Origin of the sequence: Paraburkholderia sp. CHISQ3 (assembly GCF_030464945.1) — a bacterium.
Taxonomy (GTDB): Bacteria; Pseudomonadota; Gammaproteobacteria; order Burkholderiales; family Burkholderiaceae; genus Paraburkholderia; species Paraburkholderia megapolitana.
In genome coordinates this window covers 1-24,615 of the sequence record NZ_JALPRG010000001.1, presented here as the reverse complement: position 1 = coordinate 24,615, position 24,615 = coordinate 1, and the positions used below count along the sequence as shown (strand labels likewise).

At 64.1% G+C, this 24,615-nt stretch carries 17 protein-coding genes and 1 pseudogene; 11 read left to right on the top strand and 7 right to left on the bottom strand.

Annotation, left to right across the window (positions count from 1 at the left end):
* Positions 1–93: 93 nt before the first annotated feature.
* Together M0D65_RS00090 and M0D65_RS00085 are read left to right on the top strand one after the other, a co-directional pair.
* Positions 94–1,800, top strand: coding sequence for an autotransporter assembly complex family protein (locus M0D65_RS00090; RefSeq protein ID WP_091010944.1), 1,707 nt, complete (start codon positions 94–96; stop codon positions 1,798–1,800).
* A gap of 40 nt (positions 1,801–1,840) precedes the next feature.
* Positions 1,841–6,085 carry a translocation/assembly module TamB domain-containing protein gene (locus tag M0D65_RS00085; RefSeq protein WP_266250187.1) on the top strand — a complete coding sequence of 1,415 codons (4,245 nt, stop codon included), beginning with the start codon at positions 1,841–1,843 and terminating at the stop codon, positions 6,083–6,085.
* Positions 6,086–6,160: 75 nt separating this feature from the next.
* Here the strand turns inward: M0D65_RS00085 and metG are convergent, their stop codons facing one another.
* Both metG and M0D65_RS00075 read right to left on the bottom strand, forming a co-directional pair.
* On the bottom strand, positions 6,161–8,323 hold the full coding sequence (gene metG / locus M0D65_RS00080) for a methionine--tRNA ligase (RefSeq protein ID WP_266250185.1): 2,163 nt from the start codon (positions 8,321–8,323) through the stop codon (positions 6,161–6,163).
* Between the two features lie 501 nt (positions 8,324–8,824).
* Complete coding sequence (locus tag M0D65_RS00075) at positions 8,825–9,475, bottom strand: OmpA family protein (RefSeq protein WP_091010849.1); 651 nt, start codon at positions 9,473–9,475, stop codon at positions 8,825–8,827.
* Between the two features lie 289 nt (positions 9,476–9,764).
* Here M0D65_RS00075 and apbC point away from each other — a divergent pair, with 289 nt between their 5' ends.
* The 5 genes from apbC to M0D65_RS00050 all read left to right on the top strand — a co-directional run bounded on the left by apbC (position 9,765) and on the right by M0D65_RS00050 (position 15,372).
* Positions 9,765–10,853, top strand: a complete 1,089-nt coding sequence (apbC, locus tag M0D65_RS00070) for an iron-sulfur cluster carrier protein ApbC (RefSeq protein WP_266250182.1) — start codon at positions 9,765–9,767, stop codon at positions 10,851–10,853.
* Between the two features lie 121 nt (positions 10,854–10,974).
* Positions 10,975–11,508 (top strand): superoxide dismutase family protein, encoded by a 534-nt coding sequence (locus M0D65_RS00065; protein WP_266250180.1) that lies wholly within the window; start codon positions 10,975–10,977, stop codon positions 11,506–11,508.
* 213 nt (positions 11,509–11,721) lie between these two features.
* Positions 11,722–12,291, top strand: coding sequence for a dCTP deaminase (gene dcd / locus M0D65_RS00060; RefSeq protein ID WP_091010852.1), 570 nt, complete (start codon positions 11,722–11,724; stop codon positions 12,289–12,291).
* 82 nt (positions 12,292–12,373) lie between these two features.
* Positions 12,374–14,659 carry an arginine/lysine/ornithine decarboxylase gene (locus M0D65_RS00055; protein ID WP_091010853.1) on the top strand — a complete coding sequence of 762 codons (2,286 nt, stop codon included), beginning with the start codon at positions 12,374–12,376 and terminating at the stop codon, positions 14,657–14,659.
* Positions 14,660–14,661: 2 nt separating this feature from the next.
* Entirely contained in the window at positions 14,662–15,372 is a 711-nt protein-coding gene (locus M0D65_RS00050) for a lysozyme inhibitor LprI family protein (protein WP_266250178.1), read from the top strand.
* 38 nt (positions 15,373–15,410) lie between these two features.
* Here M0D65_RS00050 and M0D65_RS00045 read toward each other — a convergent pair whose 3' ends face one another.
* Entirely contained in the window at positions 15,411–16,346 is a 936-nt protein-coding gene (locus M0D65_RS00045) for a bestrophin family protein (protein WP_266250177.1), read from the bottom strand.
* Between the two features lie 286 nt (positions 16,347–16,632).
* Between M0D65_RS00045 and M0D65_RS00040 the strand changes: the two genes are divergently transcribed.
* Positions 16,633–17,448, top strand: a complete 816-nt coding sequence (locus M0D65_RS00040) for a helix-turn-helix transcriptional regulator (protein WP_266251152.1) — start codon at positions 16,633–16,635, stop codon at positions 17,446–17,448.
* Between the two features lie 125 nt (positions 17,449–17,573).
* Positions 17,574–18,980, top strand: coding sequence for an argininosuccinate lyase (argH, locus tag M0D65_RS00035; RefSeq protein WP_266250175.1), 1,407 nt, complete (start codon positions 17,574–17,576; stop codon positions 18,978–18,980).
* A 75-nt stretch (positions 18,981–19,055) separates the two neighbouring features.
* Here argH and M0D65_RS00030 read toward each other — a convergent pair whose 3' ends face one another.
* The 4 genes from M0D65_RS00030 to M0D65_RS00015 form a co-directional block, all read right to left on the bottom strand.
* Complete coding sequence (locus M0D65_RS00030; RefSeq protein ID WP_266250173.1) at positions 19,056–20,039, bottom strand: class I SAM-dependent methyltransferase; 984 nt, start codon at positions 20,037–20,039, stop codon at positions 19,056–19,058.
* 147 nt (positions 20,040–20,186) lie between these two features.
* Positions 20,187–21,638, bottom strand: a complete 1,452-nt coding sequence (locus M0D65_RS00025) for a hypothetical protein (RefSeq protein ID WP_143098048.1) — start codon at positions 21,636–21,638, stop codon at positions 20,187–20,189.
* 307 nt (positions 21,639–21,945) lie between these two features.
* A complete protein-coding gene (locus tag M0D65_RS00020; RefSeq protein ID WP_096720143.1) occupies positions 21,946–22,590 on the bottom strand; it encodes a response regulator transcription factor in 645 nt (214 codons plus the stop codon).
* 12 nt (positions 22,591–22,602) lie between these two features.
* On the bottom strand, positions 22,603–24,000 hold the full coding sequence (locus M0D65_RS00015; protein WP_266250166.1) for a cache domain-containing protein: 1,398 nt from the start codon (positions 23,998–24,000) through the stop codon (positions 22,603–22,605).
* 248 nt (positions 24,001–24,248) lie between these two features.
* Between M0D65_RS00015 and M0D65_RS00010 the strand changes: the two genes are divergently transcribed.
* Together M0D65_RS00010 and M0D65_RS00005 are read left to right on the top strand one after the other, a co-directional pair.
* The gene (locus tag M0D65_RS00010; RefSeq protein ID WP_091010861.1) at positions 24,249–24,446 is read left to right on the top strand and encodes a DUF3311 domain-containing protein; all 198 of its coding nucleotides are present in this window, start codon (positions 24,249–24,251) and stop codon (positions 24,444–24,446) included.
* Positions 24,443–24,615 (top strand): annotated as a pseudogene (locus M0D65_RS00005) (sodium:solute symporter); the annotation flags it as partial. The gene M0D65_RS00010 and the pseudogene M0D65_RS00005, both read left to right, overlap by 4 nt.

Here is a 24,615-nt window from a genome sequence, read left to right as displayed (position 1 = left end):
GGTCACGGCAGCCCGCGGCAGCGCGGAGCGGCGTGCCATGCGCCGTGGCCGTTGCGCGCGTGGTTGGCGGGATGCCTGCTGGTCCTCGCATTCATGTTTGCCGCCAGCGACGCACACGCGGCGCGCGCCGCCTACAAGGTCGACATCGAGACCTCGCCGCGCTCGCTGCGCAAGCTGCTCGAAGCGCATCTGGACATCGCACGGTTTGCGAAGCGCGATGACATCAGCGACGACCAGTTCCAGTTTCTCGTCACCGCGACACCGCAGCAGGTGCGCGATCTCACCGCGACGCAGGGCTATTTCTCGCCGGTAGTACGGACGGACGTACGCACCGTCGACGGCAAGAAAAGCGTGAAGATCAGCGTCGATCCCGGCCCGCGCACGACGGTCTCGGCGATCACACTGACGTTTCGCGGCGCCGTGCTGACCGAAGACCCGAGTCAGGAAAACGCCACCCGTTTCGCCTTTTCGCTGCGCGAAGGCGACCCGTTCTCGCAGTCCGGCTGGGACGATGCGAAGAGCGCGTCGCTGAGGGCGCTGCAGGCACGCCGCTACCTGGGGGCGAAAATTGCGCAGTCGGAGGCACGTATCGATCCGCGCACGCACCGCGCAACGCTCAGCGTCCTGTACGACAGCGGCCCGACGTTCACGATGGGCAAGCTCGACGTATCGGGCACACGGCGCTACCCCGAGAAGATCGTCGATAACGTGAATCCGGTGTCGGTCGGCGAGATCTACGATGTGCAGCGCATCAACGAACTGCAGCGCCAGTTGCAGGGCACGCCGTACTACGCGAGCGTCGCCATCGACGTCGACAACGACCCCACGAAACCCGCCGATACGCCGATCCACGTGAAGGTCAGCGAGTATCCGTACAACAGCGTGCGCGGCGGCGTCGGTTATTCGACCGATACCGGTCCGCATGTGCAGGGTTCCTATTCGTACCTCGACACGTTCGGCCATGCGTATCCGTTCTCGATCCAGGGGCGCGTCGACCGCATCCAGCGCTACGGCCAGATCCAGCTGTCGATGCCACCCGGCGAGCGCGCGTGGACCAACAGCGTGCTCGCGTCGTACACGAGCACCGACGTGTCGGACACGACGATCTATAGCGCGCGTGTCGGTGTGCAGCGAACCCGCACGTCGCAGAACATCGACTATTCCTACTCGATCCTCTACTACCAGGACCGGCTCGAGCAGAACAACGGTAACCCGACCACGAGCCACGCGCTCGTACCGTCATGGTCGTGGACGCGCCGCAATACCGACGACCCGCTGTTCCCGCGCTCCGGCAACCTGATTCACGCGGAAGCGGGGTTTGCGGTGAAGGGTGCGGCAACCGAACAGAGCTTCGTCCGCGGCTATGCGCGTGGCCAGCAATACCTGCCGATCGGCAAGACCGACCTCGTGGTGCTGCGCGCGGAACTCGGCGGCGTGTTCACGGGCGGCAGTTCGTCGGGCGTGCCGGCGTCGCTGCTGTTTCGCGCGGGCGGTTCGAACTCGGTGCGTGGGTACAGCTTCCAGAGCATCGGTGACGAGGTCGACGGCTCGACGCTGCCGACCAAATATCTGATGACGGGCAGCGTCGAATACCAGCACTGGTTCAGCCACGACTGGGGCGCCGCGACGTTCTTCGATATCGGCACCGCCACCGATACATGGGCCGAAAAGGTCTTCTTTTCCGGTGTTGGTGTGGGCGCGCGCTGGCGCAGCCCGGTCGGCCCGGTGAACATCGACGTCGCCTACGGCATTCGTAACCGCAGCGTGCGGCCTTACCTGACGCTCGGGATTGCCTTCTGATGACTTCCTCCACTGCATCGCCCATTCGCCTGTACCGAGCATGACCACGGATTCCTCCGCACTCCCGCCACAGCCCGCACCGGACGACGCCTCGCCCGACGGAGCCGGCGCGCCGCCGCCGTCCGGGCGTCCGCGCGGCCGGCGTCTGTGGAAGGTGCTGGCGTGGGCGGTTGGTGTGCTGGTGTTGCTCGCCGCACTCGCGGCCGGTCTGGTGTACGGCGCGCTTGCGACCGAACGTGGTACTGGCTACGTCTGGCGCGCGGCGGTGAAACTGCTGGGCGGCCAGTTGTCCGGCACGCTCGACGGCGGCGCGATCGCCACCGGTGTGCGCTTGCGCCATGTCGAATGGCGTGGCGCCGATGGCACCGACATCAAGGTCGACAGTGTGGCGGGCAAGTGGGCGCTCACGCGAGCGCCGTGGCGTTACTCGATCGACTACCTGCACATCGGCACCATCGACGCGCGACTCGTGCCGTCGGCATCGTCTTCTTCGGAGCCGACGAAGTTGCCGCAGGATCTGCAACTGCCGATGCAGCTCGAGGTGCGCGACCTGCGCGTCGAGCGCTTGTTGCTGCACGAAGGCACATCGACGACCGAGTTCTCACGGCTGCTGTTTCATGGGCGTAGCGACGGCCGGCATCACGAGGCAGCGGTGGAGCGGCTCGACACGCCGTTCGGCGCGGTGACGGCGCATGCGAAGCTCGACGGTGTGCGGCCGTTCCCGCTAACCGGTGAGATCGGTTATGCGGGCAAGGTTAACGAGGAAGCGGTCGAGGTGCGCGGCAACCTGACTGGATCGCTGGAAACGCTCGTCGCTGAACTCGATGCGAGCGGGATGAAGCTCACGGGGCACGCGCATGTGGAGGCGACGCCGTTCGCCGCAGTGCCGTTGCAACGCGCGACGCTGACTTTCGATCATGTGAATCCGCAGGCGTTTGCGCCGGGGGCGCCGCAGGCGGATCTCGCGGTGCGGGCGGAGTTGCAGCCGGCGGATGGGGAAGCGGTTGTTGCTCCGGCGGCGGCCGCCAGCGCAGCAAGCACGGCAAGCACGGCAAGCACGGCAAGCACGGCAAGCACGGCAAGCACGGCAAGCGGCCCGGCTGTCGCCCAGAAAGCACCGACCGCTGCGGCGGCAAACAACGCCGCCCCCGCTTTCGCCGTAGCCGGCACCGTCTCGATCGTCAACGCGAAGCCCGGCGCGATCGACCAGCATCTGCTGCCGCTCATCGATGCGCATGCCGACATCCGCCTCGACGCTGCAAGCCAGCGCCTGTCGAACCTGAACGTACGGCTCGTGAAGAACGCGACCATCACCGGTGGCGGTGCGCTGAAGGGCAAGTACGGCCAGTTCGATCTGAAGGTGGCCAACCTCGATCTGAACGCGCTCGAAGCGACCGTGCGCCCGACGCAGCTGAGCGGCCCGATCGGCATCCGCCTGAACGACGACGTGCAGAGCATCACGCTCGATCTCGCCGACCCGAAGGCCGCACTTCGCGCGCAAGGCAAGATAACGTTCGACCCCGCGCGGATGAGCTTCAACGACGTGAAGGTCAGCGCCGGCAAGGGCCGTATCGATCTGTCCGGCGCGATCAAGCACGACGCGAATTCGACCTACAACCTGAAGGCTGCGCTGACCGATTTCGATCCGTTCGCACTGACTTTGCAGACACCGGCGCGTGCGGCACCGGCCGTTGCGCGATCAGGCGCGAAATCGGGCACGAAACCCGACGCGGAATCCACCGCGAAACCCGCGACGAAGACCGCCACCAACTCCGCAAAACGCAGCGCAACCCCAGCACAGACGGGCAAGATCGAAGCACGCGTCACCGGCACGCTAAACGCAGCGGGCGTACTCGCACCGGGCTTCACGACGAAGGCCGATTTCAAGCTCGGCGACAGCGTCTACGACGGCCTGCCGCTGACCGGCGGTGGCACGCTCCAACTCGCCGGCACGCGACTGTTGCCGAGCCGCGCGAACCTGTCGGTGGCGGGCAACCAGGTGGATCTGCAGGGCAGCTTCGGCGCGCCCGGCGACCGGCTGCGCTTTCGCATCGACGCACCGCAACTCGAGCGGCTCGGCTTCGGCCTCGCGGGTGTCGTGGCCGCGAACGGCGATCTGACCGGTTCATTTGCGCATCCGAACGTCGTGCTCGACTACAACGCGGACAGTGTCGCGTTCGGCACGACCCGGCTCGGTCATGCGCAGGGCCATGCGGAACTGCGCGATGGCGCAAACGGCGCGCTCGTCTTCACCACCGACGCGCGCAATCTCAGCGCGGCCGGTGTCGATCTCGCGACGCTGACCGCACGCCTCGGCGGCACTCGCGCGAATCACACGCTCGAAGCCGCCGCGTCCGGCAAGGTGGAAGGCCGCACCGTCGAACTGACACTTGGCGCGAACGGCCACCTGACCGAAGCACGCGACGGCACGCGCTGGGACGGCACGGTCACGCGCCTGCAGAATCGCGGCACGCCGGCGGTGAATCTCGAAACGCCGCTCACGGTGAGTGCCGGTGCCGGACGGGTGACGTTGGGTGCGACGCGGCTCACGCTCGAAGGTGCGGTGCTCGATCTGAAATCGTTCGCACTCGATCACGGACGCATCCGCTCGGCGGGCACGTTGACAGACGTGTCGCTCGCGCGCTTGCTGGCGCTGCGCGAAGAGATCACTGGCGATGCGTCGCCGGTGAAGACCGACCTCGTATTCGACGGCGACTGGGACTTTGCGCTTGGCGACACGGCGAGCGGCCACGTCCAGTTGAAGCGCCGCGGTGGCGACGTAACGGTCGAAGTGGGGCGCGGCATCGCATCGCTCGGCATTACCGATATCGCCGCGCGTGCCGATTTCAGCGGCGGCAATCGCGTCAATGCAACGGTGCATGCGCAGGCGAGCCGGCTCGGCGTCATCGATGCCGACGCGCACACGGCGCTGGCGCTACGCGATGGCGCACTGACCGTCGATGACGACGCGCCGCTCACCGGCAAGGTCGACGCAGACTTGCCGTCGCTGAAGACGACGGGCGGACTGTTCGGGCCCAGCTATCTGCTCGATGGCCACCTTGCGTTGAAGCTCGCGCTCGGCGGGACGGTGGCGAAACCGAACCTGTCGGGCTCGCTGACCGGCGACGGTCTGTCGGCAACACTCGTCGACCAGGGCGTACAACTGAAGGGTGGCGTGGTCCGCATCGCGCTGTCAGAAAATCTCGTTGATTTCCAGCAGGTCGAATTCCATGGCGCGAGCGGTACGCTGCGCGCGACCGGTCGCGTGCGGCTCGACGGCGCGGAACCCGATCTCACGGCGAGCATCGTTGCCGACAAGCTCGAACTGTTCGCGGCGCCGGACCGCGAGTTGTCGCTGTCGGGCAGCGCGAGCGTCGCGAATGCGGGGCCGCAGGGCGGCATGGCGATCAACGGCAAATTTAACGTCGACCACGCGCTCTTCGATCTGCCCGAAGAAGCCTCGCCGAGTCTCGGCGACGATGTCGTGATCGTGCGTGCGGACGGCACCGTGCGTGGCGAGAAGAAACCCGATGCGGTGGCCGCCACCGACAAGCCCGTCGGCCGTTTTGCGCCGCGCGCGAACATCGACCTCGATCTCGGCAACAACTTCCGCTTCCGCGGGCAGGGCGCGGATCTCGGCCTGCGCGGCACGATCACCGCGATGAGCGCGCCGAACCAGCCGCTGCGCGCGGTCGGCAATGTGCGTGTGACGGAAGGTTCGACCTACACGGCGTTCGGTCGCAAGCTGGCGATCGAAAACGGCTTCTTCACGTTCAACGGACCGGTGTCGAATCCCGGCATCAACATTCTCGCGATGCGCCGCAACCAGCAGGTCGAAGCCGGCGTGCAAGTAACCGGCACGGTCCAGGCGCCGAACGCGAAGCTCGTGTCGGAGCCGAACGTGCCCGACAACGAAAAGCTCTCATGGCTGCTGTTCGGTCACGGCACCGACCAGGGCAACAACCTCGGCCAGCAGAGCACGATGACGACTGCGCTGGCGCTGCTCGGCAGTGTGAGCGGCAAGCGGATCGCGCAGACGTTCGGGCTCGACGAGGTGACGGTGGGGCGCAGCGAAGTCGGATTGACGGACCCGCAGGTCGTGATGGTGTCGAAGGCGATCAGCGAATGGCTCGTGCTCGGCTACGAACAGGGATTGCAGTCGGCGGCGAACGCGATCAAGGCAACTGTCAACCTGACGCGCTTCTGGTCGATCGCCGCGTATGGCGGGACGTTCCAGGGTATCGACCTACTGTACACGCGGCGCTTCGATCGATTTCACTGGTAGTGCCGTTGCAGCCATGAAAAAAAGCGGTGGGCTTTTTAGAGCCCGCCGCTTTTTTACCGCTTTGATCTACGCGACTTACTTCACGCGCATGCCCGGCTTCGCACCGCTGTTGGGTTCGAGCAGGTAAAGACCCGGTTCGGCCTTTTCATCGGTCGCGGAAGCCGCGAGCACCATGCCTTCCGACAGACCGAATTTCATCTTTCGCGGCGCGAGGTTCGCGACCATCACGGTCAGCTTGCCGATCAGTTGCTCCGGCTGATACGCAGACTTGATGCCCGAAAACACGTTGCGCGTCTTTTCTTCGCCGACGTCGAGCGTCAGTTGCAGCAACTTGTCCGATCCTTCAACCGCGCGGCAATCGACGATCTTCGCAATGCGCAGATCGATCTTCGCGAAGTCATCGATCGAGATGACGTCGGGCGTGTCCGTTGCGGCCTGAGCGGCGGTCTTGGCAGACGCAGCGGCTTTTGCCGACGCTTTCGCGCCGGACGCAGCAGCAGGTTCCGCAGCGGTAGTCGTACCCGTCGCTTGCAGCGATTCGCGGTTCGCAGCAAGCAGCGCATCGATCTGCTTCGGATCGACGCGCGTCATCAGATGCTGATACGCGTTGATCGGACGCTGCGACGTGAGCGGCACGTTCGCGTCGGCCCACACCTGCGGCTCGATGCCGAGAAACGCTTCAACCGATTGCGCGAGCTTCGGCAGCACCGGCTTCAGCGCGAGCGACAGCAGACGGAACGCCTCGATGCTGACGCTGCAGGTTTCATGCAGCGCGACCGCGTTTGCCGGGTCCTTCGCCTGATCCCACGGCTTGGCGGTATCCACGTATCCATTGACGCTGTCGGCGAGTTCCATCGTCGTGCGCAGCGCGCGGCCGTAGTCGCGCGCTTCGTAATGCGCGGCGATCTGCGGAATCGCTGCGCGCAGCGTATCGAGCAGCGGATGGCGCATCGCGCTGTCCTGAATGCGACCGTCGAAACGCTTGATCAGGAAGCCCGCCGCACGGCTCGCGATGTTCACGTACTTGCCGACGAGATCGCTGTTCACGCGCGCCTGGAAGTCGCCGAGGTTCAGATCGATGTCTTCCATCGTGCTGTTCAGCTTCGCGGCGTAGTAGTAGCGCAGCCACTCCGGATTCAGGCCCGTGTCGATATAGCTCTTCGCGGTGATGAACGTGCCGCGCGACTTCGACATTTTCGTGCCGTCCACCGTCAGGAAGCCGTGCGCGAACACGTTGGTCGGCGTGCGATGGCCCGAGAACTCGAGCATGGCCGGCCAGAACAGCGTGTGGAAGTACAGGATGTCCTTGCCGATGAAGTGATACTGCTCGGTGGTCGAGTCCTTGCGCACCCATGCGTCGAAATCGATGCCGCGCTGCTCGCACAGGTTCTTGAAGCTCGCGTAGTAGCCGACCGGCGCGTCGAGCCACACGTAGAAGTATTTGCCGGGCGCGCCGGGAATCTCGAAGCCGAAGTACGGCGCATCGCGCGAGATGTCCCAGTCGGCGAGTTTTGCGTCGCCCGCATCGCCGAGCCATTCGCGCATCTTGTTGGTGGCTTCCTGTTGCGCCAGACCGCCGACCCAGCTGCGCAGGAAATTCTCGCAGCGCGGATCGGACAGGCGGAAGAAGTAGTGCGTCGAGACCTTGCGGATCGGCGTCGCGCCCGAGACGACCGAATACGGATTGATCAGGTCGGTCGGTTGATAGGTCGAACCGCAGACCTCGCAGCTATCGCCGTACTGATCCTTCGCGCCGCACTTCGGGCACTCGCCCTTGATGAAGCGATCCGGCAGGAACATTTCCTTGACCGGGTCATACGCCTGTTCGATGTCGCGCGCCTCGATCAGGCCGGCGGCCTGCAACGAGGTGTAGATCGACTCCGACAGCACACGGTTTTCTTCCGAATGCGTCGTGTAGTAATTGTCGTATTGCACGCCGAAGCTGGCGAAATCGCGCGTGTGTTCCTGCCACACGCGGTCGATCAGCTGCTCCGGCGTGATGCCTTCCCACTCTGCGCTCAGCATGATCGGCGTGCCGTGCGTATCGTCGGCGCCGACGTAGTAGACCTCGTGTCCATGCATGCGCAACGTCCGGACCCAGATATCCGTCTGGATATGCTCGACCATATGGCCGATGTGAATCTGCCCGTTCGCATACGGCAACGCGGAGGTGACAAGGATCTGGCGGGGCTTCGACGGCGCGTCGACGGCGCTGGGGCCGGTGGCGGGGGCTGACATGGATATTCCGGGGGCTTGGCGGGGGACGAAACAGCGATTCTAGCAGGGCGGCCGCACAACGCGGGTGGGGCTCGCCGGGTCCTGGTGCGCGTCATGGTCGGTGGAGATTACGACGACACCGTGGGTGGAAAGCACGCGGTAGCCACTACGCACGGTATGCGCGATGTGACAAAACGGCGACTTAGCGCTAGGAATCAGGAAACATCGGCGGGGAAGCGCAGCGGGAGAAGCGACCGGAAAGACCGGGGACCAGCAAAAGCGACAGGCAAAAAAAACCGGGGCGATTCGGCCCCGGAGCAACAACGACAAGAGGAGAATGGTGACGCGGCGGCATCGCCAGCCACGTACCGTAAATACAGACACGGCTAAATCGCAAGAGTTCGAAAAATTTTTCGTTTCGTCCGCGGCGATTTTTCTGCGCTCGTTTCTGCACTCGTTACGGGCCCGATCAGCCGGGCCCACAACCATCATTCCCCTCTTTCGACCAGTTGCTGGCGCGCGTTACTGCGCGTGCTGTGCCGTGGCGCGCAGATAGACTTCGACGCGACGATTTTGTGCGCGACCCGCTTCCGTGTTGTTATCGGCAATCGGATTGGACGCACCGCGGCCATCTGCCGACAGACGACCCCCCGCGACGCCGCGCTGCACGAGGTAGGTCGTGACGCTTGTCGCACGATTCACCGACAGTGTCTGGTTATAGGCCGCCTGACCCGTGCTGTCCGTATAGCCGATCACCTGGGCGATCACTTCAGGATTCTGGTTGAGCGTCTGTGCGACCTGATCGAGCACCGGCGCGAAGCTCGGCTTGATCGTGTACTGGTTGGTGTCGAACGTGACCGAACTCGGGATGTTCAGCTTGAGCGAGCCGTCCGGCTGCTCGGTGATCTGCGTGCCGGTACCGGCGGTGGCGCCGGTCAGCTTGTTGTGGATGGCCTGCCAGTTGTAGCCGGTGATACCGCCGGCCGCCGCGCCTACGCCTGCGCCGATCGCCGCGCCCTTGCCGCCGCCAATCAGCGCACCGATACCGGCGCCGAGACCGGCGCCCACACCGGTACCGACCGCGGTGTTGGTGCCCTGCGGAGTGGCACAGCCGGCAAGCAGCGCGCCGACGAGGGTGAGTACCGACATGCGAGTCATGATTTTTGCATTCATTTTTGATTCCTCTCTTGAGTAAGACGGCTCGACGACGACAGAAGCCGGACCGTCGACACACCACGCAACAGGGTCTTCCGGCAGCAGCACGCGGCAGCCACTACAATGACGGCTTGAGCCTGCAGCGGCAAAGCCTCGAGGCACCCGGGCAGGGCCCTATAGCTTGCTGCTGGCGAAGGGTGCCTGGCAAGCCTGTTTTGCGCAATGGCGACTAACAATTTCTTTCAATTTCCGGCGGCTGGCGGAAGCTTCGATTCCCCCGCGCCGCAAGCGTTCCCACGGAGTTTCAATGAGTATCGATCGGGCATTGGTCGACGCCGCCCTCGCGGCCGTCGCCGACCCCAACACTGGCCGTCCGTTTGCAGCGGCAAAAAATTTCCGCAATGTGGCAATCGATGGTGCGACGGTCAGCGTCGACCTCGTGCTGGGCTATCCGGCCAAACGCCAGTTTGAAGCGCTGAATGCGCTCGTCACCGGGGCACTGCGTGCCGTGCCGGGTGTCGCTGAAGCCCGTGTGACGGTGTCGCAGCAAATCGCGGCGCATACCGTGCAGCGCGGCGTGAAACTGCTGCCGAACGTGAAAAACATCGTAGCGGTTGCGTCGGGCAAGGGCGGCGTCGGCAAGAGCACGACCGCCGTGAACCTGGCGCTTGCGCTGGCGAGTGAGGGCGCGTCGGTCGGCATACTCGATGCAGACATCTACGGTCCGTCGTTACCGATGATGCTCGGCATAGAAGGTCGCCCCGAATCGCCCGACGGCAAATCGATGATTCCGCTCGTTGGCCACGGTATGCAGGCCAATTCGATCGGCTTTCTGATCGAGCAGGACAATCCGATGGTCTGGCGCGGTCCGATGGCGACTTCCGCGCTCGAACAACTGCTGCGGCAGACGAACTGGCAGGATCTCGACTACCTGATCGTCGACATGCCGCCCGGCACCGGCGATATCCAGCTCACGCTGTCGCAGCGCGTGCCCGTCACCGGCGCGGTGATTGTGACGACGCCGCAGGACATCGCGCTGCTCGACGCGAAGAAAGGTCTGAAGATGTTCGAGAAGGTCGGGATTCCGATTCTCGGCATCGTCGAGAACATGAGCACGCATATCTGCTCGAACTGCGGTCATGAAGAGCACGTCTTTGGCGCCGGCGGCGGCGACCGGATGGCGCGCGAATACGGCGTGGAGCTGCTCGGCAGCCTGCCGCTCGATATCGCGATCCGCGAGCAGACCGACTCGGGCCGGCCCACCGTCGCAGCCGACCCGGACGGCCGCATCGCCGGGGTTTATGGGGCGATCGCGCGCAAGGTCGCGATCCACATTGCCGAGCGCGCGCGCGACATGACCTCGAAGTTTCCGAACATCGTGATCCAGAACACCTGAGCGCGCCTTCGGCACGGTCGTCGAAGGCGTCAATCCGGGCCGTCGCTCGCGGTATCATGTGAGCTTCGTCAGGTCCGGCAGACTGGCCGCAGGGGCGGCCGGCGGCCGACAAGAGGATTGCATGAGAAAACGAATCGACGGGCGCACGACACATACGTTCATCGTGATGGCCGCGAGCGGGTTGCTACTGTGCGGTTGCTCGACTTTCCTGCGGCCGCAGGAAAAGCGCGCGGATGCCCAGTTGCTGCCGACCGTGGGAAGCACGGCGCGCGGCACGGTGACCTTTATCGAGCGTTCGGACGGCGTGCAGGTCACCTACAATCTTTCCGGTCTGCCGGCGAACTCCGACCACGCGCTGCAGGTACATGAGCGCGGCGACTGCAACTCCGTCGATGGCTCGGCGGCCGGCCCGGTGTTTTCGCCCGCGGCCGAGCGCCTGAAGGCGGGCGCCCGGGTCGAGGGCGATCTCGGCAACATTCACGCGGATGCGAACGGCGTCGCGGCCGGCTTCATCGTCGCGCCGGATGTGTCGCTCGACGGCATCCGCTCGGTGCTGCAGCGTTCGGTACTGGTCCATCGCGATGCGGGCGATCCTTACGCGTACCCGCAGCACAGCGCGGGTCCTGCGCTTGCGTGCGGTGCCATCCGCCAGTGAGCGCGATCGATGTGCCGAATGTGCCGCGTGGTCCGTGTAGCGCGCCCAGCCGGTGCGCCGGTCCGATGAGCAGCAGCTTTCTCCCGATCGCGTAAAATAACCGCCTTTCGTCCGGCAACCCGCGCCCCACGGGCGCGTCAGCCGGTCCCCACGTCACCGTAGCGACCCGGCACAACCCGCCGGTAGCGACCAACCAGCGTTCAACTCGACTCTATGGCAATCAAATCCGACAAGTGGATCCGGCGCATGGCCGAAGAGCACAAGATGATCGAGCCGTTTGTTCGCGATCAGGTGCGGGTGTCCGAGGATGGCCGCAAGATCGTTAGCTACGGCACCTCGAGCTACGGCTACGACATCCGCTGCGCGGACGAATTCAAGATCTTCACGAACATCAATTCCACGATCGTCGATCCGAAGAACTTTGACGAGAAGTCGTTTGTCGACTTCAAGGGCGATGTCTGCATCATCCCGCCGAACTCGTTCGCGCTCGCCCGCACGGTCGAATATTTCCGTATCCCGCGCAGCGTGCTGACGGTCTGCCTCGGCAAATCGACCTATGCGCGTTGCGGCATCATCGTCAACGTGACGCCGTTCGAACCCGAGTGGGAAGGCTATGTCACGCTCGAATTCTCGAATACGACACCTTTGCCTGCCAAAATCTACGCGAACGAAGGCGTCGCGCAGGTGCTGTTCTTTGAAAGCGACGAAATTTGTGAGGTGTCGTACGCGGACCGCGGCGGCAAATATCAAGGTCAACGTGGCGTGACGTTGCCTAAAACGTGACGCGCGAGCGCATTGACTCACCGGATTGCCGGGTGACCGCTGCGCAACACAAGCAGCGGTCGTTCTTTTTGGAGAATCGCCCATGAAGTTTCGTTTTCCCGTCGTCATCATCGACGAAGATTTCCGTTCCGAGAACATCTCGGGTTCCGGCATCCGGGCGCTCGCGGAAGCGATCGAGAAGGAAGGCGTCGAAGTGCTCGGGCTGACGAGCTACGGCGATCTGACGTCGTTTGCCCAGCAATCGAGCCGCGCGTCGTGCTTCATTCTCTCCATCGACGACGACGAACTGCTGCCGTTCATCGAAAACCCCGGCAACGAAGACGACACGCCCGAACTCGCGTCGGCGATCATCGACCTGCGCGCGTTCGTGACCGAAGTGCGCCGCCGCAACTCGGATATCCCGATCTTCCTGTACGGCGAAACGCGCACGTCGCGGCACATTCCGAACGACATCCTGCGCGAGCTGCACGGCTTCATCCACATGTTCGAGGACACGCCGGAGTTCGTCGCGCGCCATATCATCCGCGAGACCAAGGTGTATCTCGATGCGCTCGCGCCGCCGTTCTTCAAGGAACTCGTCAAGTACGCGGACGAAGGTTCGTATTCGTGGCACTGCCCGGGCCACTCGGGTGGCGTCGCGTTCCTGAAGAATCCGCTCGGCCAGATGTTCCACCAGTTCTTCGGCGAGAACATGCTGCGCGCGGACGTCTGCAATGCCGTCGACGAACTCGGCCAGCTGCTCGATCACACGGGCCCGGTCGCGGCGTCCGAGCGCAACGCGGCGCGCATCTTCAGCGCGGATCATCTGTTCTTCGTCACCAACGGCACGTCGACGTCGAACAAGATCGTCTGGCACGCGACGGTCGCGCCGGGCGACATCGTGCTGGTGGACCGCAACTGCCACAAGTCGATCCTGCACGCGATCACGATGACGGGCGCCATCCCCGTGTTCCTCACGCCGACGCGCAACCACTTCGGCATCATCGGCCCGATTCCGCGCGACGAATTCAAGCCGGAGAACATTCGCAAGAAGATCGAGGCCAATCCGTTCGCGCGCGAGGCGCTCGAGAAGAACCCGAACGCGAAGCCGCGCATCCTGACGATCACCCAAAGCACCTACGACGGCGTGATCTACAACGTCGAGATGATCAAGGACCTGCTCGGCGATCTGCTCGACACGCTGCACTTCGACGAAGCGTGGCTGCCGCACGCGGAATTCCACGAGTTCTATCAGGACATGCACGCCATCGGCGCGGGGCGTCCGCGCACCGGCGCGCTGGTGTTCGCGACGCACTCCACGCACAAGCTGCTCGCCGGTATCTCGCAGGCTTCGCAGATCGTCGTGCAGGACTCGGAGAACAGCACGTTCGACCGCCATCGTTTCAACGAGGCGTATCTGATGCACACGTCGACGAGCCCGCAGTACGCGATCATCGCGTCGTGCGACGTTGCCGCGGCGATGATGGAGCCGCCGGGCGGTACGGCGCTGGTTGAGGAATCGATTGCCGAGGCGCTCGATTTTCGCCGCGCGATGCGCAAGGTCGACAAGGAGTACGGCGACGACTGGTTCTTCGAAGTGTGGGGCCCGGAAGAACTCGCTGACGAAGGCATCGGCTCGCGCGAAGACTGGATATTGCGGCCGAACGAGCGCTGGCACGGCTTCGGTCCGCTCGCCGAAGGCTTCAACATGCTCGACCCGATCAAGGCGACGATCATCACGCCGGGCCTGAACGTGGACGGCGAATTCGGCGCGACCGGCATTCCGGCCGCGATCGTCACGAAGTATCTGGCCGAGCACGGCATCATCGTCGAGAAGACCGGGTTGTATTCGTTCTTCATCATGTTCACGATCGGCATCACGAAGGGTCGCTGGAACTCGATGGTTACCGAGCTGCAGCAGTTCAAGGACGATTACGATAACAACCAGCCGCTGTGGCGCGTGCTGCCCGAATTTGTCGCGCACAATCCCGCGTACGAGCGCATGGGCCTGCGCGATCTGTGCGAGCAGATTCACAGCGTTTACCGTGCAAACGACATCGCGCGTCTGACCACCGAGATGTACCTGTCGAGTATGGAACCCGCGATGAAACCGTCCGAAGCGTTCGCGAAGCTCGCGCACCGCGAGGTCGATCGCGTGCCTATCGACGAACTCGAAGGTCGCGTAACGTCGATCCTGCTCACGCCGTATCCGCCGGGTATTCCGTTGCTGATTCCTGGAGAGCGCTTTAACCGCACGATCGTCAACTATCTGCGCTTTGCGCGCGAGTTCAACGAACGCTTCCCGGGTTTCCATACGGACATTCACGGGCTCGTCGGCGAGACGATCAACGGGCGCGTCGAATACTTCGTCGATTGCGTGCGCGGCTGACAATGGTGAGCCGGAAGTTTGCGTCGATCGTGGGAGCGGCTGCGCTCGCGCTAGCCGCGTTCGTCGTGCCACAGGTCGCGCGTGTTGCACACGCAGAGGTTGCCGCCGCCGATCCGATCGATGCCACGATGCGTACGTGTCTTGCGCGCAGCGATATGTCGTCGACGGCGGGGCAGGTGCAGTGCATGAACACGGCGCGCACCGCGTGGCAGGCTGCGCTCGATATGGCGTATCAGCAGGTGCTCGCGAAGTCGTCGGGCGCGCAGCACAGGCGCTGGGAAACCAGCCAGAAGCGCTGGACGCAGTGGCGCGATGCCGAAGCGAAGATGCAGCGCGCGGTTTTCGAAACGACGCACGGCACGATGTATGTGCTGTTCGAAGCCGACATGCAACTGCAACCGGTGCGCGACCGCGCGCTCGCGTTGCGGCGTGCGGCGCTGCGTGAAGGCAGCGGCGATCCGCTGCCGCGTCTGCGCGCCTGTTCGGCCGATGCGCAATGCGAACACGCGATGTTCGACCTGAACCGCTACTACCGAAGGCTCAACGCGCGGATGCCGCCGGGCGCGCGTGCGACGCTCGTGCAGGCGCAGCGCGCGTGGGTTGCGTTCCGCGATGGGACTACACCGGTGATCGATGCGCATAGCCGGATCGACATCATCGGTGCGCGGATTGCAACGCTCAAGCGGCTGTCGGAAACGGTCGGCAACGACTGAGCTGCGTACGCGGTGTACGCAGCGGTGCGATGCCGTTGTCAGTCGAGCACGAAGGCCGGTTTCCCCGACGGGTGAGCTTCGAGCGACGGTTCACCAAGCAGATCGCGCGCCGCGTCCTCGATCGATGCGGACAGCATGTTCAGCGCGAGATCGTTGTCTTCGGTACCGAACGGATCTTCGATCTGCGAGGCAATCGCTTCGTGCGCCATGAACGTATACGCGACGAACACGCTGAACACCGGCGTGAACAGGCCGATGCTGTCGACAAGGCCGAACGGTAGCGCCGCGCAGAAAAAATAGACGGTGCGGTGGATCATCACCGAGTACGCGAACGGCAGCGGCGTCGAGGCAATGCGCTCGCATCCGCCGATCACCTCCGACACACCATGCAGATTGCGATCGAACGCCAGCACGGCCCACGGGTCGAGCGTGCCTTCGCGCGCGCGACGCTGTACCCATTCTCCGAGCCAGAGCATCAACGTCGCGGGACGGTAACGCGAAGCCATGACGCGTTCGACGAGCGCTGCGGGCAGCCGGGCTGCGAGATCGTTGCGTGGGTCGGTCTTGCGCAACTGGTGCCGCAATGCATGCGGTAGTGCGCCCAGCACGGCGATGAATTCGCGTACCTCGGCTGCGTTAGCGTCTGCGCTGGCATTGCTACGCGTCAGCGTGAGCGCCTCACGCGTCAGCGAGCGCGTGTCGATCTGCAACTGTCCCCACAGTTTGCGGGCTTCCCAATAGCGGTCGTAGCTCGTGTTGTTGCGAAACCCGAGAAACACCGCGAGTGCGATGCCGATCAGCGAGAACGGCGTGGGGCTCAGCTCGAGTCCGACCGCGAGCCGATGCGTATGCGCGACCACAGCAAGCACCGAGATGCAGAAAATCAGAAAGAGACGTGGCAGCAGTTCCGGCAGAACGGAGCCGCGCCACGCGAGCAGCATGCGGAACCAGTGCAGATTCGGGCGGACGATCATGGGCGGGGGAGCAGAGCGAACGGTGAGAGACGATGGGGTCATTATCGCCGATGCGTTAGCGGCCGATGACCGGCTGGCGGTGCGTCGTTTGGGCGCGGTGCGGCCTGCGCTTCGGCCCACGGCAGGCTTGGTTGCGGGGGAGGGCGAAGTGGATTGCACGGCAGCGGCTACAATGGAGTCCAGATCAGTACTGGTACTAGCTATACAGTTATCCCGGTACTGGTGCACCCGCTACCCCACTCACTCACGATGCCCACGCGCACCCCGCCGGCGCGCCTGACCGATGATCCACACACCGTCTTCCGCCGATCCACCGCCCCCACTCGACGCGACGCCTGCTCGCGCGCTCGGCGATTTCATCCGCGCGCATCGCGAGCGCCTGTCGCCGCAGTCGGTCGGTTTGCCGCCGGGGCCGCGCCGCCGCACGCCGGGTCTGCGGCGAGAGGAAGTCGCGCAGCTGTGCGGCGTGAGCCCGACCTGGTACACCTGGATCGAGCAGGGCCGGCCGGTGTCGGCTTCGGCGGATGCGCTCGCGCGGATCGCGGTGGCGTTGCAGCTTTCGCGTGCGGAGCGTGCATATCTGTTCGAACTCGCGGCGCAGCGCGATCCGGCCGAGCCGGACCCGAGCACCGCCGACGCTCCCGACACGTTGCTGCAAACCGTCCAGCTCGTCGACACACCGGCCTATGTGCTCGATCGTCAGTGGAATGCGCTGGCGTGGAATGCGCGCGCGGCGGACCTGTTCGTCGGCTGGCTCGACGGTACGCACGATCGCAACCTTCTACGCTTCACGTTCACCGAGCCGGGCGCGCGCGACCTGATCGTCGACTGGGAGACACGCGCGCGACGGCTCGCCGCCGAGTTTCGTGCCGATTCGATTCGCCATCTGAACGACGCGCCGACGCGCGGCCTGATCGACGCGTTGAGCGCCGCCAGCGATGCGTTCGCGCGTTTCTGGGCGTCGCAGGACGTCGGCGAGCGCGAGGGCGGACGGCGCGAATTCAATCATCCGCGCGACGGTCGCGTCGTCTATGATCAGATCACGTTCAAACCCGCGCATCGCGAAGACCTCAAGCTCGTCGTGCTGGTGCGCGAGGTGTGACGCCCGGCTGAAGTGCCGCAGCGGCTGCGGCAACGGCCCCGGGTGTTAAAATCCTCGACTTCCCCGGTTTATCGCGGGCTAACGTCCGCGCGAACCGCTTCACCGCACGCTCACTGCTCATCACCATGACGTCCCAACTGCACAAAAAAGGCGAAGCCTGGTCGGCTCGCTTCTCGGAGCCGATGTCGGAGCTCGTCAAACGCTATACGTCGTCGGTTTTCTTCGACAAGCGTCTCGCACTCGTCGATATCGAAGGATCGCTGGCGCATGCTTCGATGCTGGCCGCGCAGAAGATCATCGCCGCCGCCGACCTCGCCGCGATCGAGCGCGGCCTGACGCAGATCAAGGGTGAAATCGAGCGGGGCGAGTTCGAGTGGCAACTCGATCTCGAAGACGTGCACCTGAACATCGAAGCGCGCCTCACCGCATTGATCGGCGATGCGGGCAAGCGCCTGCATACCGGCCGCTCGCGCAACGACCAGGTCGCGACCGACATCCGCTTGTGGTTGCGCGGCGAGATCGACCGGATCGTCGGTCTGCTCGGCGAACTGCGTCGTGCGCTGATCGATCTCGCGGAACAGCATGCCGGCACGATCATGCCGGGCTTCACGCATTTGCAGGTCGCGCAGCCGGTCACGTTCGGCCACCATCTGCTCGCGTACGTCGAGATGTTTACGCGCGACACCGGTCGCATGCGCGACTGCCGTGCGCGCCTGAACCGTCTGCCGCTCGGTGCGGCTGCGCTCGCGGGCACCAGCTATCCGATCGATCGTCACGCGGTCGCGAAGACGCTTGGCTTCGACGGCATTTGCACCAACTCGCTCGATGCGGTTTCCGACCGCGACTTTGCCATCGAATTCACCGCTGCCGCTGCGCTCGTGATGACGCACGTGTCGCGTTTCTCGGAAGAACTCGTGCTGTGGATGAGCCCGCGCGTCGGCTTCATCGATCTCGCGGACCGCTTCTGCACCGGCTCGTCGATCATGCCGCAGAAAAAGAACCCGGACGTGCCCGAACTCGCGCGCGGCAAGACGGGGCGCGTGAACGGTCACCTCATCGGCCTGTTGACGCTGATGAAGGGCCAGCCGCTCGCGTACAACAAGGACAATCAGGAAGACAAGGAACCGCTGTTCGACACCGTCGATACAGTCGCCGACACGCTGCGTATCTTTGCCGAGATGGCTGCGGGTATCACGGTGAAGCCGCAGGCCATGCGCGCGGCCGCGTTGCAGGGCTTCTCGACGGCGACCGATCTCGCCGATTATCTGGTCAAGCGCGGTCTTGCGTTCCGCGATGCGCACGAAGCGGTTGCGCACGCGGTGCGGATCTGTGTGGATCGCGGTTGCGATCTCGCCGATCTGACGCTCGACGAAATGCGCAGCGAACTACCGAACGTCGCGCATCTGCTCGGCGACGATGTGTTCGAGTATCTGACGCTGGAAGGGTCGGTGGCGAGCCGCAATCATCCGGGCGGTACGGCGCCGGAACAGGTGCTGGCGGCGGTGAAGGCGGCGCGCGTGGCGCTGGGCTGACGCGTTGCGCTAAAGCATTGCGCGTGAGCGCAAGCGGTTTGCTGCGCGAGCATCGCTCGCGCAGCGTGGTGCAGATTACTCGTCCCGCACGCTATCGTCCTTCTTGAAGGTCAATTCCATCGTGTGCCACGCGTCGGCCTGACCGGGCTTGCCCATCGTTTTGTCGAGGTCGATCAGACTCTCCCGCGATGTGACGATTTGCGCATCGTTCTCCGGTGGATTTTCTCTCGCGACACGTACCTGTGCCCGATCCAGCACATAGCCGTTTTCCTTCGCCATATCGAGCAGATCGCTCGCCGACCGGATGTTCAGGTTTTTTGATTCGGTGTACGCGTGCTGCGAGCCGTACGTCGACAGAGAAAATCTGTCGCCGTCCTTCTGCACGTGAGCAGCATGGGCGAAGGTGTTCGCGAGTTCATTGTCGTTCATGTAGGGCGCCACGTAGGCCATCACGATGCGATCGGCTTCGCCGGGTTTCACGTGCCCATTCTGGACGGCACTCGAGAAGTCCATCGCCGCTGTGACCTCGATGTCCTTGTTGTTGCCAAGTCCGCTTTTCTCGCTCTTCGCGTGGGTTACCGCTTCCGAATCCGTTTCGATACCCTTGACCGCGGCGTTCGGATAGTGTGTCTTCGCGGCCAGCAATTCGTTGCCCTCCGCGTAACCGATTACCACCACATTGCGGACCGCCTCAGCCGATTTCTGCGTTTCGCTGGATGCGGCCCATTTCACGTTTTCGGACGTCGGCTGTGCCGGGCGATCCGGCATGGCGTTGAGACGTCCGAGTTTGCCGTAGCGGTTCGCCATTGCCGCGTACGGTTGCCTCGGCGACCCCGGCAGTGAGGACATCGGACGTGGGGCGCTTGACGACATCCGGCGCAAGCCTGCGCCCGTGCCGGAGATCCCGGCAAGCTGCGGCGGCAGCGGGCTCGTTGGGCTGGTCGGACTCGTAGGGCTCGTCGGCCCACGCGTTCCTGTGTTCTTCGCCGCGTTGGTGGTCGATTCGGCGAAACCGGTTGCGAGGCGACCGGCGAGCTGGCGGACCGAATTGGAACGCATGATGTTTCTCCAAAGAAGCAAGTGTCAGCCGAAGGCTCGGCTCGTGTCGCGCAATACGAAACGAATCGCGCGCCCGGAAACGACAGCAGATGAAAAGAACCCGGAGCCGGCCGCGCCAGGCGGCGCGGCCGTGCATCGCGGTATGGGCTAGCGAGGCGCGGAAGCGGGCTCCGCGGGTTCATCTGTAGCGGGTGCACGGTTTCGCTGCGGTAGCGTTCCGGCGAGTTTGCCGAGCAAGGTGAAGTAGCAGATCACGACGGGGATGAAGCTGAGTCCGTCCATCATCGCATTGGCGTTCATGTTGGCCATTTCGCGTGATTGACCGCGCTTCATGAGTTCTTCGCGAACGGCGGGAATCGCGGACTGTATCAAGCCATACCCAACCGTCGAAGCCCCGACGATCCCCATTCGTTGCGTGACCTGCGAGATCACATGCGCGACCTGCTGTAGGCCCTCACGACCATCATTAAAGGTTCCCATCGCCGCTTCGACTGCGGCGCCAATGTCCGGCGTGGGATTCGCTCCCGGCTTGAAGAGCAGCTTCGACTGCGACTTGCCGTCAGGCCCCTCAATCTCGATCCGGCTATTGGCCTGGAGGGCCTGCATCAGAATCGGAGTGAGGGCACCGGCTAGAAGCGATGTCAATATGGCTACGGCATAGCCGGCGCCCGCTGACAGCCCCGCGTTCGCCGTTACCGCGCCGCGTACCGCATTGAGGCCGCCGAAGGACAGGATGCCAGCCGCGATGTTTCTCCAGGAGTCGACAGCATATTGCGACTTCGCCGCGTCCTGCGCCGTGCGGATCGCCTCGATTTGCGCGGAACGGTTTGGGGCGTCATGCGGCACCATTAGCTCAGCGTCTGCCGGTGCCAACTTCGTGCCGGTGCCCAGGGTCTTCGACATTAGTGCGATTGCAGCGGGCGCCGCTGCTGCAGCCGCCACCGTATTGCCGACGCCCCCCAACCCGGCACCGATCAAGACGGCCTCCATTTGTTTGAGCACCTGCTGGCCGAACTCCGGATTCACCGTGTGCTCGATAGTCGATCCGACGCCTCGGAATGCACCGAATGTGATCGCTGCACCGACGCCGCCACCGGCCGCCACCGGCAGTGCCGCTTTAACATAGTCCCAGAGACGCGCGGGTGAATCCACGTTCTGTGGTAGCGCCTGGTTGGAGAGGTGGTCCATCGCGCTCTCGATATCGCCCCGCTCCCGATTGCTCGACAAGGCACCGGACGACTGCTGCTGCACCGGCTGGAGCGAGCGCACGCTCAGTTGCCGCGAAACGGGCTGCATCTCCACAACGTCACCCGACTGCGCGCCCGGTGCCTCTTCACTCCCGCGCAACGCGGGGGAGTGAAGAGACTCCAGCGAGGCACGTCGTCGCGTTCCGGTCGAGACGCGCGACAGCGACGGATCGCCTTCGGGGCCACTTCGCGGTGGAGCACCCGCCAGCGGTAGGTGCTCCTTCGAAAGCCGGCTCTGTGACGGCGTGCCAGGGCGGCTCGTCGACGCTGCGGCCGTTGTATCGACCGTTGCCGGAAAATGAGTGGACGAAGGGCTGGACGGCGTCGAGCCGATTCCGTTGCCGTGGGCCATGGTGCTCCTCCTGATATGAATGGCGAAAAAAACCGGACCTTCGCATGTCATTCGGGGAGTGCGTGCTGCTCGTGCTACGAACGCTCGAACCTTTCGCAAATGCTTCGACGCATGTGTGTGCGTTCGAAACACCGTGCCGCCGAACCATGGCATCCGTCTATCTATGGGTGCCCATTAGAGCAGTGCAGCGCGGCGCCTGGCGGGACAACACGAAATGACGTCGCGTCACGCGAATGCGCGGGCGCCGATTCATTCCGTGTACATATGAGGTGGGATAGCGGTGCGGCGATCCACTCGCCGCGCAGGGTCAGTTCTTGCGCCGGTACTCGACCGCGAACTTGATCAGCTCCGCCTGTCCTTCGATATCGAGCTTACGTTTGAGGTTGAGCCGGTGCGTCTCCACCGTGCGTACCGATAGCCCATTGCGCTGCGCGATCTGCTTGCTCGACAGGCCGTCGGCGAGAGCGTCGAGAATCTCGCGCTCACGCGGCGTCAGCTGTTCGACCGGCATCTGCATCGCGGACGCCTGGATCATGCGCGCGCCGAGTTCCGTGCTGAAGAACCGCTCGCCGCGCAGCACCGCATCGATCGCGTGGATGATCTCCGTCGCCGGCGAGTCCTTCAGCACGTACCCGCTCGCACCGGCGCGCACTGCCTGCGTCACGTACTGAACGTTGTCGTGCATCGAGAGCATCAGCACGCGGATCGCAGGGAAGCGCTCGTGAAAGACGGCTGCCAGTTCGATACCGTTCATTCCCTTCATGCCGACGTCCATCAAGACGAGATCGGGTTCATGTTGCGCGGCGAGCGCGAGCGCCTCGTCGGCATTGCCCGCTTCGCCGACAACTGTGAAAGTCGGCACAGCATCGAGCCGCGCACGCAAACCATCGCGCACGAGCGGATGATCGTCGACCAGCATCAGACGCGCAGGGGAGGACGAAATGTCGTTCATGTTGAATGTCCTTCAGACCGGTAGACGCTGCGCGTTGTTTGCGAGCGGCACGCGCGCGGTGAGGATCGTATGGCCCGCCTGCGACGCCAGCGACAAGGTGCCGGCGAGCCGCTCGAGCCGCTCGCGCATGTTGCGCAGCCCCACGCCGCCACGCGAACCGGCAAATGCATAGGCGACGTCGAAGCCGCAACCGTTGTCGAACATCGACAGCGTGACTGCATCGGCCGAGATGTCGAGCGAGAGTGTTGCACGCGTGGCCCGCGAGTGACGCACGACGTTGGTCAGCGCTTCCTGCGCGATGCGGAACAGCACGATGTTGATCGCATCCGGCAGCGGCGTTGCGCTCGTCTGGCCAGTCTGCGAAAAACCGATACCCATGCCGGCTTCGTCGCTGAGTTCGCGCGTCAGTTGTTCGAGCGCGGCAGCGAGGCCGAGATCGTCGAGCATCGCGGGCCGCAGTGCGTGCGAGATGCGGCGCACTTCGCGCAGCGTGTCGCCGAGCCGCGTGAGACTCGTCGAGAGTGCCGCTTGCGCCGCCGGTATGCGGACGTCGCTGCGTTCGAGATGCGCCATCGCCGATTCGAGCAGCAATTTGACGGACACCATCATCTGGCTGATGCCATCGTGCAGCTCACGCGAGAGCCGCGCGCGTTCGGTCTCCTGCGACTCGACCACCTGCTGCGCAAGGCGTTTCAGTTTCGCGTCGGCGCTACGGTATTCGCTGACGTTCAGCACCAGAGCGCAGGCTGCGATCACGCCGAGGCCCGCAAGTGCAATCGCACCGATCCACATCATCGTGTGATCGATGTTCGCCGAGGCGCGCTGATCGATCTGCGCGAGTGTCGTGTTGACGTCGTCCAGATAGATGCCGGTGCCGATCATCCATCCCCAGCGCTCGAGCGGCACGACATAGCCGAGCTTCGGCTCGAGCCGGCCCGTCGACGGACGATTCCACACGTAACGCACATAGCCGCCGCCGCGCGCTGCCGCTGCAACTAGCTGCTGGATCGGCAGCGCGCCTTGCGGATCGCGCATGGTCCACAGGTCCCGACCTACCAGGTCCGATTGACGTGGATGCATCAGCGATCGCCCATGCATGTCGTAGACGAAGAAATAGCCGTCCGGGCCGAAGTCCATCTTTTTCAGCACGTCGAGCGCCCGCAGGCGCAGCATCGCGTCGTCGCGCGCATTGTTGTGATCGGTGTCGTAGAGCGGGGCGATCGCGCTGGTTGCGAGCTCGACGTAGTGCTTCAGTTCGATCTGCTTGCTCGACAGGTACGCAGCCTGCGTCGTTGCGTGCTGTGTGTCGGCAAGCACCCGCGCCTGCTCGCGCACGCCGAATTCGATACCGGCGATTGCCGCCAGGAACGGCACGATGGCGAGCAGAAACATCTTCGCTTTGAGGTTCATCGCTGAAAAGGGGTAACAGATTGTCTGCGTAGTACTACGTAGTCGGGTTACGTATTCGTGCGCTTGTCGCGACGGCGGCAACAGCGAATACTACGCCGCCGGGCACGGCATGCTTCCCACTGTGTGTCCCGGCTTGCGTGTCGTCGCAGAGAAACGGCTCGACGATCCGCGCAAATCATCGCACGGCCTGGCGGACGCCGCAGTGTACGGCCCAGGTACCCCGATTCAATAAACCAGAGGAGACAATCATGGAGTCTACCGATCAGTCTGGCCGTTCATGGCTATGGCTCATCTTGCTCGTGCCGTACATCGCGCTGCTGTGGCTGCCGTTCTATAACGACGCGCGTCCTTCATTTGCGGGCTTTCCGTTCTTCTACTGGTATCAGTTCCTCTGGGTGCCGTTGACGTCGCTCCTGATCTACGTCGTCTACCGGAGGATCAAATGAGCGATCTGAATCCTGTCAATCCGGTGGCGATGAGCGTTTTCATCGCGTTCTTCCTGCTGGTCACCGTGGTCGGCTTCTTCGCCGCGCGCTGGAAACGGGGCGACCTGACGCAACTGCACGAATGGGGGCTCGGCGGACGACAGTTCGGCACCGTCATCTCGTGGTTTCT